The sequence below is a fragment of the Streptomyces sp. NPDC058620 genome (assembly GCF_042717135.1).
GTDB lineage: Bacteria > Actinomycetota > Actinomycetes > Streptomycetales > Streptomycetaceae > Streptomyces.
Genome location: NZ_JBHXQO010000031.1, coordinates 62,834 through 76,053 on the forward strand (window position 1 = coordinate 62,834; position 13,220 = coordinate 76,053).

9 protein-coding genes and 1 pseudogene are annotated in these 13,220 nt (G+C 70.8%); 1 reads left to right on the forward strand and 9 read right to left on the reverse strand.

Annotated elements, in window-relative coordinates:
- Positions 1-93: 93 nt before the first annotated feature.
- The gene (locus ACFWSK_RS25030; RefSeq protein WP_014153643.1) at positions 94-327 is read left to right on the forward strand and encodes a hypothetical protein; all 234 of its coding nucleotides are present in this window, start codon (positions 94-96) and stop codon (positions 325-327) included.
- Between the two features lie 108 nt (positions 328-435).
- On the opposite strand, the gene ACFWSK_RS25035 is transcribed toward ACFWSK_RS25030, so the two are convergent.
- The 9 genes and pseudogenes from ACFWSK_RS25035 to ACFWSK_RS25075 form a co-directional block, all read right to left on the reverse strand.
- Positions 436-1,266, reverse strand: coding sequence for a S1 family peptidase (locus tag ACFWSK_RS25035; RefSeq protein ID WP_383790237.1), 831 nt, complete (start codon positions 1,264-1,266; stop codon positions 436-438).
- Positions 1,267-1,397: 131 nt separating this feature from the next.
- On the reverse strand, positions 1,398-2,945 hold the full coding sequence (locus tag ACFWSK_RS25040) for an RNA polymerase sigma factor (RefSeq protein WP_383790240.1): 1,548 nt from the start codon (positions 2,943-2,945) through the stop codon (positions 1,398-1,400).
- 323 nt (positions 2,946-3,268) lie between these two features.
- The gene (locus ACFWSK_RS25045) at positions 3,269-4,135 is read right to left on the reverse strand and encodes a FadR/GntR family transcriptional regulator (RefSeq protein ID WP_383790296.1); all 867 of its coding nucleotides are present in this window, start codon (positions 4,133-4,135) and stop codon (positions 3,269-3,271) included.
- 181 nt (positions 4,136-4,316) lie between these two features.
- On the reverse strand, positions 4,317-6,053 hold the full coding sequence (locus ACFWSK_RS25050) for an ATP-binding cassette domain-containing protein (protein ID WP_383790243.1): 1,737 nt from the start codon (positions 6,051-6,053) through the stop codon (positions 4,317-4,319).
- A gap of 192 nt (positions 6,054-6,245) precedes the next feature.
- Positions 6,246-7,010, reverse strand: a complete 765-nt coding sequence (locus ACFWSK_RS25055) for an NUDIX domain-containing protein (protein ID WP_383790246.1) — start codon at positions 7,008-7,010, stop codon at positions 6,246-6,248.
- A 108-nt stretch (positions 7,011-7,118) separates the two neighbouring features.
- A pseudogene (locus tag ACFWSK_RS25060) lies at positions 7,119-8,944 on the reverse strand (glycogen debranching N-terminal domain-containing protein).
- A gap of 322 nt (positions 8,945-9,266) precedes the next feature.
- Positions 9,267-10,646 carry a DUF4192 domain-containing protein gene (locus ACFWSK_RS25065; protein ID WP_383790249.1) on the reverse strand — a complete coding sequence of 460 codons (1,380 nt, stop codon included), beginning with the start codon at positions 10,644-10,646 and terminating at the stop codon, positions 9,267-9,269.
- A 50-nt stretch (positions 10,647-10,696) separates the two neighbouring features.
- Complete coding sequence (locus ACFWSK_RS25070; protein WP_383790251.1) at positions 10,697-11,914, reverse strand: aminotransferase class V-fold PLP-dependent enzyme; 1,218 nt, start codon at positions 11,912-11,914, stop codon at positions 10,697-10,699.
- Positions 11,915-11,916: 2 nt separating this feature from the next.
- Positions 11,917-13,176 carry a phenylacetate--CoA ligase family protein gene (locus tag ACFWSK_RS25075; RefSeq protein WP_383790254.1) on the reverse strand — a complete coding sequence of 420 codons (1,260 nt, stop codon included), beginning with the start codon at positions 13,174-13,176 and terminating at the stop codon, positions 11,917-11,919.
- Positions 13,177-13,220 lie beyond the last annotated feature (44 nt).

The window sequence follows — 13,220 nt, forward strand, 5'->3', positions numbered from 1 at the left end:
AATTTTCGAAGAAAAGCCACGAGCGGGAACGTTTTCGGCCTGGTTGGATGTTGACCCTGGTACGACAGCTCGTCGAGCTAGAGAAGAGGCGACGTGACTACTGTTCTGACCCCCGCGAGCCCGCTGACCGCAGCAGACCGCTGTGACCGTTGCGGCGCCCAGGCATACCTGCGCGTCGTCCTCATCAGCGGCGGTGAACTGCTCTTCTGCGCCCACCACGGTCGCAAGTTCGAGCCGGAACTCAAGAAGATCGCCGCGGAAATACAGGATGAGACGGATCGGCTCACTGCCGTGCAGGCAAGTGCCGCCGACGAGGAACAACACTGACACCTCGCATCCACGACGAGCCAGGGTCCGGTTCCTGAATCGGCCGACGGGCGGCATCCCCCCTCGGGGGACGCCGCCCGTTCTCATGCCTGGGGTGGATGTCCGTTTTCAGCCCTGCGCGGCCATCCAGTCGGTGGCCGCGGAAATCCGGGTGTAGACGCCCGGGCTTCCCGCCTGCCCGCAGCCGCTGCCCCAGGAGACCAGGCCCACAAGCCGCCCACGGGCCACCAGAGGCCCTCCACTGTCTCCCTGGCACGCGTCGTGCCCGCCCTCGGGATCGCCCGCACAGAGCATCGTCCTGGCGTCGTACGTGCCGTCCGGGCCGCCCGGGTACGCCTGCTCACACCTGCCGTCCGGCAGCACCTGTACCGGCGCCGCATGCAGGGCGGAGGCGTAGGCCCCGCCTCCGGTGGTGTCGCCCCATCCATAGACCCGCGCCGGGGTGCCCGGCTCGTAGGCCGCGTCGCCCGCCTTCGCCATCGGGATGACGCTGCTCTCCGGCAGCTCCCCGGACAGCGTGAGCACCGCCAGGTCGCCCGCGTTCCCCCCGGGGTCGTATCCGGGATTGATCCAGGTGTCCCGGACGGCGATCTCCCGTCCCTCCGACCCGAGCAGCTCGTCCCGGCCTGCGATGACCAGCAGATCGCGGACCTCGCTCACATCGGCGCCCAGGACCTCGCGCCCCAGACAGTGGGCCGCCGTGACGGCTCTGTCCGGCGCGATCACCACAGCACCGCAGAACTGGCCCGCCCTGGTTCCTCCGAACCGGTCACGGCTCGCCAGCGCCACCACCCAGGGGCTGTCCGCCACGTGCGCCAGCTGCCCACCCACGACGATGCTGTCCGCAGCCGCCGGAGCCGGCGAACCCAGGGGCAGCACGGCGGCGGCAGCCGTGAGGGCGAGCGCCCCGGTCACGGTGCGAAGGACGGTACGGGGCATGAGGGCTCCTGACGCTGCGGTGGACAAGGTCCACTCAGAGTCATCCAGCCGGCCCCGGGCCGCATGCGCGCAAAGGCCGAGGGCCCGGCTTCCCCCATGGGGTCCGGGCCCTCGGCCTGCGTACGGCCGGCTTAGTCGAGATAGTCGCGCAGCACCTGCGAACGCGACGGGTGACGCAGCTTCGACATGGTCTTCGACTCGATCTGACGGATGCGCTCACGCGTCACGCCGTAGACCTTGCCGATCTCGTCGAGCGTCTTCGGCTGACCATCGGTGAGACCGAAGCGCATCGAGACCACGCCCGCCTCACGCTCCGAGAGCGTGTCGAGCACCGAGTGCAGCTGCTCCTGGAGCAGCGTGAAGCTGACCGCGTCGGCCGGAACGACCGCCTCGGAGTCCTCGATCAGGTCTCCGAACTCGCTGTCGCCGTCCTCACCCAGCGGGGTGTGGAGGGAGATCGGCTCACGGCCGTACTTCTGGACCTCGATGACCTTCTCAGGGGTCATGTCGAGCTCCTTGGCCAGCTCCTCCGGGGTGGGCTCACGGCCCAGGTCCTGGAGCATCTGGCGCTGCACGCGCGCGAGCTTGTTGATGACCTCGACCATGTGCACCGGGATACGGATGGTGCGGGCCTGGTCGGCCATGGCGCGGGTGATCGCCTGACGAATCCACCAGGTGGCGTACGTGGAGAACTTGTAGCCCTTGGTGTAGTCGAACTTCTCGACCGCGCGGATCAGACCCAGGTTGCCCTCCTGGATCAGGTCCAGGAAGAGCATGCCCCGGCCGGTGTAGCGCTTGGCCAGGGAGACCACGAGTCGGAGGTTGGCCTCCAGCAGGTGGTTCTTGGCGCGGCGGCCGTCCTCGGCGATGATCTCCAGCTCGCGCTTGAGCTTCGGAGCCAGCTTGTCGGAATTCGCCAGCTTGTCCTCGGCGAACAGACCCGCCTCGATGCGCTTGGCGAGCTCGACCTCCTGCTCGGCGTTGAGGAGCGGGACCTTGCCGATCTGCTTCAGGTAGTCCTTGACGGGGTCGGCCGTGGCGCCGGCGACGGCGACCTGCTGCGCAGGTGCGTCGTCCTCGTCGTCATCGGAGAGGACGAAGCCCTTGTTCTCGCCCTCGCCCTCCTCTTCCTCGCCCTTGCCGGCCTTGACGTCCTCGGCCGGCTCGTCGCCGTCGAGGAGCTCGTCGTCCTGCTTGCCGGACTTCTTCGCTGCTGTCTTCTTGGCTGCCGTCTTCTTCACGGCAGTCTTCTTGGCAACCGTCTTCTTGGCTGCGGCCTTCTTGGCCGGAGCGGTCGCGGTGGCATCGTCGGCCGCCGCATCCGCGCTCTCGGCCGTCGGGGCGGCCGTGGCCGCGACGGTCCTGGTCACGGTCGTCTTGGCCGCGACGGTCTTGGTGGCGGTGCGCTTGACCGGGCTCTTCGCTGCGACGCTCTTGCGGGCGCGCTTCGGCGACTCCGCGGCACTGACCATCAGCGTCACACCCTCTTCCTCGAGGATCTGGTTGAGGCTGCGCAGAACATTCTTCCACTGGGTTGGCGGAATCTGGTCAGCCTCGAAGGCCCGACGCACGTCATCGCCGGCGATCTGCCCATCAGCCTTTCCCCGCTCGATGAGCGCCATCACAGACTCGGACTCGGCGATCTCCGGCGGGAGCGTACGGGATGTGCTGGCCGACACGAACAACCTCTCGGAACGATGGAAACGGCTTCCGGCCCGGCCCCTGAAAGGGCTGGAACCGACGACCGTCGGCTGGGAATGTTGCCGACGGCGCGGGTTTGGCCTCAGAACTGCACAGCGCACTGGGTAGCTGCTGTATTCCTTCCGCGACGGTCACCTCTTAAGTCATCGCACTGTTTCGAGGAGTGTTACGCCCAATCCGCGTGGCCCGAGTCACACCTCATTTGCGACGAACAGTGCCAGAGGTGACATCTCTCCACAATTGTGCCGCCGGATCGCGGTGATCCGGCGACACATGGTCCATGTACCCCGACGTGCTGCGCTCAGTGCTCGCGCGGCGCGGGAACCACTCGCTCCACTTCCGGGTGAACCATGAGCAGCTGGCGCATCGCCGCCTCGGCGCCGACGGAATCACCTGTCGCGAGTGCCTCGACGATGCGCGCGTGGTGACCGAGCGACGCCTCGGTCGGCCGGTCACAGCCGGTGACGGGTGCGCCGGACACCTGGAGCGCCGCCGAGACGATGCCCGAGAGGTGCTCCAGCATGCGGTTGCCCGCGGCCTGGATCAGCAGGGCGTGGAACTCCGCGTCGGCGCGGGAGAAGGTGATCCCGTCACCCTGCGCCATCGCGTGGCCCATGATCTCGACCATGTCGCCGAGACGCTGCTGAAGGTCCTCGCGCCCGTGACCGGCGGCGAGCCGGGCGGCGAGCGGCTCGATCGTCCACCGGAGCTCGCCCAGCTCCCTGCGCTGGTCATCGCGAGACGGGCCGTACGCCCGCCATTCGATGATGTCGGGGTCCAGCAGATTCCAGTCGCTGACCGGGCGGACCCTGGTGCCCACGTTCGGACGGGCGCTGACCAGGCCCTTGGCCTCGAGAACGCGCAGCGACTCGCGCACGACGGTGCGGGAGACCTCGAAGCGCTGGCCGATCTCCTCGGGAACGAGCGGGCGGTCGGCACCCAGATCCCCGGAAACGATCATCTGGCCCAGCTGCTGAACAAGTTGGCCGTGGAGTCCACGGCCGCGGCTGGCCGCCCCCCGTCGGCTCGCCCGTCCCAACTCGGAATCGGTACCGCCCCAGGAACGCAGCGCGGCGCGTTCGCCGGCCGGCGCCTCCGCGTAGGGGTAGCGGTCGAGTTCGCCCGAGCCGGCGAGGCCGGATTCGACGGTGCGGGCGGCGGTCATCATGGTGTGCGCAAGGGTACTCACGCATCCTTTGTCGGCGCGGCTCACTCACCCCTTGAGGTCTTTGGTGAAAAGCACACGAAAGGGTGATCGGCGCCTGCCCCGCAATTGACGCCATATATGCATAAAGCGGGCATTTCCTAGGGAGTTCGGGGCGGCCGACCGCCGTCCGGAACCCGCGTGATCACCAACGAGCCCTTCCTCGAAGGCTCGTGATCACATATGCGCAGATCAGGGCTGACAACGACAGGGAAAGCGCCGCCCCCACCGGCTGCGTCACGACCTTCACGACACCGAGCACCCACCGGTCCGCCTCGTCCGGCCACTGCAGCCAGGTCAGCTCGCGCAGCCTGCCCGGAAGTCCGGCGATCGAACGGGCGGACGGGCCCGCCAGCACCTTCTGGACGAGCGGGACGACGAGTACGGGAACGGCCAGGACCGCGGCGATACCGGCTCCGGTCACCCGGAAGATGCCCGCGGCCAGCAGCCCCGCCCACGCGCAGCCGACGGTCAGACCGGCCCAACCGACGGCCAGTGGAACGACGTTCGCGGGCACCTTGATCAAGTCGCCGCCGTAGACGAGGCGCAGGAGCTGCGCGTCGGCCAGCACCACCAGCGCCGCGAGCAGGAGCCCGACTCCCGCGGAGACCGTCAGTTTGGCCAGGAGCAGACCGATCCGGCGGGGGACGGTCCCACGGCCGGCGGCGAGCGCGGGGTAGCGGAACTCGTCCCCGAAGGACAGGGCGCCCAGCAGGCCCGCGCCGAGAGCGGCGGGAGGCAGCGGCAGCAGGCCCGGCCAGGCCCCCAGCAGCTTCGGCAGGGGCGCTCCGCCGGAGCGGGCGAGCAGGACGGACAGCCCGGCCGAGACCATCAGAACGCCCGCCATGATCACGGTCGTTGTCCGCACACCGAACAGCCGGCGCAGCTCGTAGCGGAGCGGGCGCAGCGGGCCCCGGGCCGGGCGTACCCGGATGGGCGGGGGGAGTTCGGAGCGGGCAACGGACGAGTCCGGCCGCTGCCCTGCGTTCGCCACGGGTGCGGCGGGAGGACCGGCGTCGCCGACCTCGTCGGCGAGTTGGTGGACGGGGACACCGTGCCGGAACGCCGTGTCGCCGATCTCCGCGCAGCTGCTCCCGTACACCGACAGCCGACAGCTCTCCTCGGCGACCACCTCCACGGAGCGCTGCGCGGCGCGCGCCTCACGGTTGACCACGGAGGCGAGGCGGGCGGCGTGCGGCGTGCGGACCGCGACACGTGGACGCAGGCGGGTACGGGAGAAGTCGGCGACGTCCTGGTCCGCGACGAGGCGCCCTTCGTCGATGGTGACGACGCGGTCCGCCATTCGCGCGGCCTCCTTGGGGTCGCTGGTGGTGTGCAGGACCGTTCCGCCCTGGGCGGCGTGGGCGCGCAGCAGCCCGTACAACCAGCTGATCTCGCGCGGCGAAAGCCCATCCGCCGGTTCGTCGAGGATGAGCGTGTGGGGGTCGCCGAGGAGTGCGGACGCGAGGCCGAGCCGGCGGTCCATGCCGACCGAGAGGGTGCCGATGCGCTGGTCCCCGAGCCCGGCCAGACCGACCACTTCGAGCACGTCGTCCGCGCGGGACGCCGGCACTCCGGCGGCGGCGCAGAGCATCCGGAGCTGGCCGCGAGCCGTGCGGGAGGGGTGGCCCGGTACGTCTCCGAGGAGCACCCCCACCTCGCGGGGCGGGTGGCTGATGCGGTGCAACGGCCGGCCCTTGAAGTAGGTGACGCCCCGCCCCGGATCGAGTTCGAGCATCAGGCGCAGGGCGGCGGTCTTGCCGGAACCCGGGGCACCGAGCAGGGCGGTGACCCGGCCGGGACCGGCTTCGAAGGTCAGATCTGCCACGGCGGGCGGAAGGTCGCGGCGGGGGCTGCTGGTGAGTCCGATGGCCTGGAGCATCGCTTCTCTCGCGGAAAGTTGAAACCGCTCGGCGGCTGGGCGGGTACCGCAGCAACATAACGCGACAATTCCGACTTTTCGTGCAGCCCGGTTCTCCGGGCGTTCCGCGGATCCGGGCTTCGGACGTATACGCCGGACGTCCGGGAGAGATCGGCTGGGCGGCCCCGGTCCGACCGCGGGCCGACCGCGATGTCAGACTTCGGGCCTCAGCATCGGCGGATTGAGCACCGTGGCCGCACCCGCGCGGAACAACTGGGCGGGACGGCCGCCCTGCCGTGTGGTCGTCCCTCCGGACGGCACCAGGAAGCCGGGGGTTCCGGTGACCTTGCGGTGGAAGTTGCGCGGGTCGAGCACCACACCCCACACCGCTTCGTAGACCCTGCGCAGCTCACCGACCGTGAACTCCGGAGGGCAGAACGCCGTGGCCAGCGAGGAGTACTCGATCTTCGAACGGGCCCGCTCGACGCCGTCGGCGAGGATCTGGGCGTGGTCGAAGGCAAGCGGCGCGGACTGTTCGCCCTCACGGCCGAAGCCGCCCTCGGGGCCGATCAGGTCCTCGACGGGGGCCCAGCGGGCGCTGTGGGCATCGCCGCCCGCGCGCGGCGCGGGCAGGTCGGGAGCCAGCGCGAGATGGGCCACGCTGACGACCCGCATCCGGGGATCGCGCTTCGGGTCCCCGTAGGTGGCGAGCTGCTCGAGGTGCGCGCCGTTTCCGACAGCCGGTGCCGTCGGATCGTGAGCGCACAGCCCGGTCTCCTCGACGAGCTCACGAGCGGCCGCCGCGGCGAGATCCTCGTCCGCCCTGACGAATCCGCCGGGCAGCGCCCATCTGCCCTGGAACGGCGTCTCACCACGGCGTACGACCAGCGCGCAGAGCGCGTGACGGCGCACGGTGAGCACAACCAGGTCGACGGTGACAGCGAAGGGCGGGAAGGTCGACGGGTCGTAGGGCGGCATGCCGTGATCATAGTCGTCTGCCTGACGATAAACAGTCCCTTCGCCATGCTCGTCGTCACCTGTTGCTCCGTCCCGTACCGTCCCCCAGCCACACTGTGCCCCGCCGCTTCACACTCCCAGCTGAAGCCCGGTGGCCGCTTCCTCGATCATCCCGAGGCCGAGCCGGCTGATCCGCACGGCGAACGGCTCGCCGGCCACACGCAGCCCCGACATCTGGACGGCCCCCAGCGGGGCGCACCGGGCCGGACGCAGCGAAACCCTCGCCGCGGGCACATCGGGGCGGACACCCGCGAGCGTCGTGACCATTAGGTGGACCCCGGCGGCCTCGGCGACAGCGGCGGGACGGCAGGCCGTCGGGTGGGGCGCGGGAGCACTCCCCGCACGGCGCTGCTCCCCGGCGTACATCTCGGGGAGGCGGTAGCCGAATGCCTCGGCGGCGCCGAGAACGCCCTGCAGCAGGCTGCTCGCCTCCTTCTCGTATCCGGCGGCGGCCAGCCCCGCGCAGGCGACCGCCGTCTCGTGCACCCGGACCGCGCCGGAGCGGTGGCCGAACGGGTTGTGACCCGGCTCCTTGGCGCCGAGCGTGCGCAGACCCCAGCCCGAGTCCAGCGCCGGTCCGCCGAAGAGTCCGGCCAGCCTGCCCGTTTGCTCCGCGTCCAGCAGACCGGGAGCGAGCCGTCCGCCGCCCAGCAGACCGGTGTCCAGCAGATGCGCCGCGCCGCTGCCCAGATACGGCACGGTCTGTCCGGAGCCACTGCGCGCCGCGGCAGGGCGGCCTCCCGTGCGGTCGTCGATCCAGAAGCCGGCCCTGAACCGGCTCCGCAACGCCCTGGCCCACTCCCGCCAGGCGTCGCCGCCGCCCCCGCCGCATTCGTCGAGCAGTTCGGCACCGAGCAGGGCGGCCCGATGGGCGTGGGCCTGGGTCTCGGCGCGCCGGAACCCCTCGGGCCCGCCGTCCGGGACCAGCCCGTCGGCCTCCGAAGAGGAACGCAGCCAGCGCAGGCACCGCTCCGCCGCGGGGAGCAGTTCGGCCACCTCCCGCTCCGGCAGCCCCCAGCGGCGTGCTTCCGCGAGCACGGCCGGATACGCGAGCGTCGCTTCGACGCCCGTGCAGCTGGGCGGGAGCCGGGGGCCCGCGTCCCGGAGCGGCCCGGGAACGCGCCCCCGATCGGGCCCCGGACCTCGCAGCTGGGAACGGGCGAGCGCGCGCAGCGTGGAGGCCGCGAGTCCCGTACCGAGCGGCAGCACCATCCGCGCGGCCCACAGCGCCTCGGCCGGAGCGGGGCCGCAGCGCCAGGGCACCCCGGCCGTACGAGCGGTTCGAGCCGGGGGTCGTCCGCCTCGACCCGCACATCGGCGGACAGCCGGTTCGGGGGCCGTCCCGGAGCCCTCCCGCTGCGCTCGACGCGCACGCTCAGCTCGATGCCGAACGAGGTCCCGGGCGCGAGCAGCACATCCCAGCGCAGCAGCCCCGCGGAGGCCACCGCGTCCTGGGGCGGCGGCTCGGCCGCGACGATGCAGACGAGCCCGTCGGCGGCTGTCCAGCGCAGCCCCGAGGCGTACACGCCGGCGGCCCGCTCCGGCCCCGGCCCACCCCGCGCGATGTCAGCCAGTTCCGCGAGATCGGTGGCGAGGGAGATCTCGACGGGAAGCCTGCGGGTACGGGCCGAAGCGCTGCGCAGCGTGATCCGCTCGATGCCCTCGGCCAGGCGCCTTCGCTCGACGGTGATCTCGGGGTCGGGTCCGGTGCCGCCCGACGTGCGCACCACGCCCAGGAAGCGCGCGCTGTCGGAGGCGACCAGGCCGCCCTGGACGGCGACGGGTTCGCGGCCGCCCACGCGCAGATGACAGCGGGAGAGCAGCCTGCGGCCTGACCGGTAGAAACCCTCCAGGCCCTGTCCGTTGAGCTGACCGTGGTCCGCGGAGACGGCCATCGACGGCAGTGCCACGCAGATGACCGCCAGGTGTGCGGACGGCAGCTCACTCGGGAGCCGGTCCGCGCGCGGTCCCGGGCCGACAGGTCCGGCGGCGCGGACGGGCGGGGCGGCGGGGGCGGGGGCCGTCGGCCCACGACGGCCGAGGTGGGGGACGGGCGAGGGGACCGCGGACGTGAGGTCTCCGGAAGGGACGGTGGGGGCCATGGTGGTCTTTCTGCGCCGTCCGTGCGCTCCGGACAGCCGCTGTGTCTGCGACGCCACGGGTCGTGCGACTCCGCCACCCCCGTGAACGGCTCCATGGGCCGCCCGGTCACGGCCGTCATCGCTCGCTCCTGATGCCGCGCCTGCCCCGGCGCCCGGCTTCCCGCACCCGCCGACGGACCACCACCGGCCCGGGACCGGTGTCGCCCGGCGCGGCCCTCCGCCGCTTCGATACCCGCGAGGGAACGGTGCGGGTCCTCGGCCGGCTCCCCGTACGCCGGCCGTCCCGGCCTCCGTGGACGTCCCCGCCGCCGTGGACCTCGTGGCTGTCCTGACGGTCGGCACCGGCATCCGCCCGCACCTCCGCCTCCACGTCCACGCCGCGCTCGCCCCGCAGACAGCGGCGCAAGGTCTCGGGATTCAGTCCCTCGTTGCATGCCTGATGGAGCAGTTGGGCGAAGGTGTAATCGGGGTCGGCACGCAGAGCGAGCCCCAGAGCCACCCTGGCCGCCGGTTCGTCGCCGGTGGACCAGGAGACCCAGCCGGCCAGGGTGAGCGGCGCGGCCGCGTGCTCCACGTACGGGCCGACGCAACGGCGGGCGAGAACCCGCCACAGGCGCAGCGCGGACGCCGCCTCGGGGCCCTCCATCCACTCCGCCGCCCTGTCCCGCGTCTCCCGGTCCTGGAGTCCGAGAATCACGGCGGCGGCTTCGTCGTGGCTGATCAGACGGTCGTCGTTCAAATCCGCGGCGGAGGGCGGGCCGGTGGGGGCCCGGCCGAGACGGTCCATGAGCGCCTGCGCGAGCTCCAGGGTCTCCCCCGCCACTTCGGACCGGCCCTCGCTGTCCAGAATCCTGGACACCAGCACGGCTCCCGCCGAGTCCAGCGCCCTTTGCTGGCCGCTCGCTCCGGCGGTCTCCAGGGGTGCGAGCCGCGCCTCCATGTCGCGCAGCGATCCGCGTACATGAATGCCCGCATAGGCGGCTGCCGCCGCCATGACCGTCGTACCCGGGAGGGCCAGCGGGTTCCCCTCCTTCGGGCAGCACCTGCCGTCCGGGCAGCAGTAGGACCAGTAGCGCCCGCCGGAGATGCAGAGCGCTTCCAGTACGGGGACGTCGAGGGTCCCGCAGGCCGTGCGCAACAGCTGCGCGAACGGCCGCAGCCGCTCCATCGTCTGATGTCCCGTCACGCCGTCCGCAGGGTCCTGGCAGAGGAAGACGACGATCGCGTCGGGCCGGGAGCCACGCCGCTCGCTGCCCGCGACCAGGCACTCGGCAAGCTGGTCGGCGACGGGCTCCCACTCGTTCGGTGACTGTGGAATCCCTAGCCTGAGCCGCCCGCCGAATCGCCCGCGCCCGCCGTGCAGGGCCACCATGACCACGCTGTCGTCGGGGTGGAAACCCATGAGGTACGGAAGGGCGTCGGCGAGCTCGGCGGGACCGCGCAGGGTGATCTGCTGCTCATCGGCCGGTCCGGTGGATTCGTGGTGCTTGTTCATGGCACGACCGTCCCGCGAGCGGCCGCATTCCGAAACCCCCTGTGGATAAGTTATCCACAGGGCGTAGGCGGAGCCATCCAGCTCAGCAGTTCGTCCAACGCCTGGTAGAAGCCCTCGATCTCCGAGACCTCGTTGTACAAGTACGCCGAGACACGGATGATTTCCCCGCCTGCCAGCTCGGTCACCAGAGGCTGCGCGCACATGTGGCCACTGCGCACCATGTAGCCGTAGGAGTCGCTCAGCAGGCGGGCGACCTCACCGGCGGGGATGCCACTGTCCAGGCGCAGGGCCGCGAGAGCGATCCGGTCGGTCTGGTCCGGTGGCCCGATCAGGCTCAGCCCAGGACGGGCGAGTGCCCCGCCGACCAGGGCCGCACAGAGCTCCTGGTCGTGCTGACGGCGCTTCGCGGTGTCCAGCTCTTCGAGGTACCGGATCGCCGCGGCGCAGCCGATGACGGAGGCGATGGCCGGTGTCCCCGTCTCGAACTTGAAGGGGATGCGCCGGTCGACGCTGCCATCGAGGTCGACCCAGTCGACCATGCCGCCGCCGACCGTCAGGGGGCGCAGCGTCACGAGAAGGTCGCTCCGGCCGAAGAGGCAGCCGACCCCGGTGGGGCCCAGCATCTTGTGCATCGAGAACGCCATGAAGTCGACGTCCAGGTCTCGCACGTTGATGCGCCGGTGGGGCAGGGACTGTGCGGCGTCGAGAACGACCGTCGCGTCGCAGGCGGCGCGGACCTCGGCTATCAGTTCCCGCACCGGGTGGACGACGCCGGTGACGTTGGAGCAGTGCGTGAGCACGACCACCTTCGGCCGGTCGCGCAGGAGCGTCCGGAAGTGATCGCGGTCGAGGCGGCCGTGCGCGTCCACACGTGTCAGATCGAGGCGTCCGGCCCTCCGCCACGGCAGTAACTGTGAGTGATGGGCGTCCAGACAGCCCACGATGTGGGCGTCAGGGCCCAGGTCCAGGCCGTCGGCGACGAGGTTCAGCGCCTCGCTCGTGTTCCGGAGCAGTACCACCTCGTTCGCCGCGGCGCCGATGTACCGGGCGATCACCGTGCGGGAGGACTCGTAGGCGTCGGACGCCTCTTCGGAGAGCCGGTGCTTGCCTCGGTGGATGTTCGCGCCGTTGGTCTCGTAGTACTCGCTGACGGCCCGGATGACCGAGCGCGGCTTCAGGCTCGTGGCCGCGTTGTCCAGGTAGGAGATCGCCTGCCCGTCGATCTCGCGCCGCAGCGCCGGGAAGTCGTCCCGCAAGGGATCGGGCATGGTCAGTACGCGCCTTCTGCGGAGAGGTGGGACACGCATGCCTGGAACTTCCCGCTCCGTTCGCAGGCGATGTAGTCGACCGCCTCGACGCGGACGCGGTTCGGTTCCAGGGCCTCGGTCAGGCGGAGTTCGAGCGCCGTGGCGTCGCCCGCCCGTTCCTCGGAGTTGGCGACGTACCGGAAGGTGCACGCACCGGTCAGGTCCTGCTCCAGCCTGTAGAGGTCCATCCAGGGTGCGTCGCCGACCACGGCGTCCACAGCGCCCGGCGAGACGAAGCGGCCGTCTCGCAGTCGCACCATCTGGGTGGCCCGGCCTTCGATACGCACCAGTGGCAGATCGCTGCCGCAGTCGCACGAGTTCCCCGAGGGGGTGAAGTAGTCCCCGGTGGCGTAACGAATGCGCGGGACCAGGCCGTCATCCACCGTGGTGACGTACAGCTCGCCCATCATGCCGTCCTCGACGGGCCTGCCGTCCTGGACGAACTCCACGTAGAAGTCCCGGTTGTTGATGTGCCGGCGTCCCTCGTGACATTCGAAACCCAGATACCCCAGCTCGGACATGCCGATCATGTCGCCGACCGGCATGTCCGCACCCATGAACTCGTCGATCTCACGACGGGCCACACGGGTCATGAGGGTGTAGCCGCTCACCATGTGCAAGGTGCGCGGCGAGGTGATCCGCCGTCCGAGCCGCCGCGCCCACCTGGCCAGGAAGGCGAAGTGCGTGGAGTCCACCAGCAGCAGGTCGGGCTGACAGATGTCGAGTTCGTCCAGTGCCTTGACGATCTGCCACTCCGGTGTGGCCAGCAGGTCGTGGGCCACGGACAGCACCACGGTGCCGTCCGGAAGCGTCCGGTCCTCCAGGGTCGACAGTCCTGTCGCGCACTCCACGTCCGAGCAGTTCGGTGGTGCGAACCGGCACGTCCTGGGCCTGCTGCCGGGACGCCAGAGATCATCGAAGCGACGGTTGACCGCGAGTGCCGTCGCCTGCCTCCGCGCCAGATCGTAGGAGAGGATGGCGCTGTTGAGGCGATCGCCGGACGTCCCGGAACTCTGGAACCGCATGACATGGGGCGAGTTGAGGGTGTACTGCTTGGCCAGCACACCTGCCGGGAAGTTGCGCCGATAGTCCGGCTTCGACGTCGGCGGAATCCGCAGGAAATCCTCCGCGTCCTTGATGTCCTCCGGCCGGAGACCATGGGCCTCCATGTGCTTACGGAAGAACGCAGTGCTGTCGAACGCGTAGGCGATTTCCTGTCGCACGGCTTCGAACATCGTCGGGTCGGTCACGTCGCGGCCATCAGCAC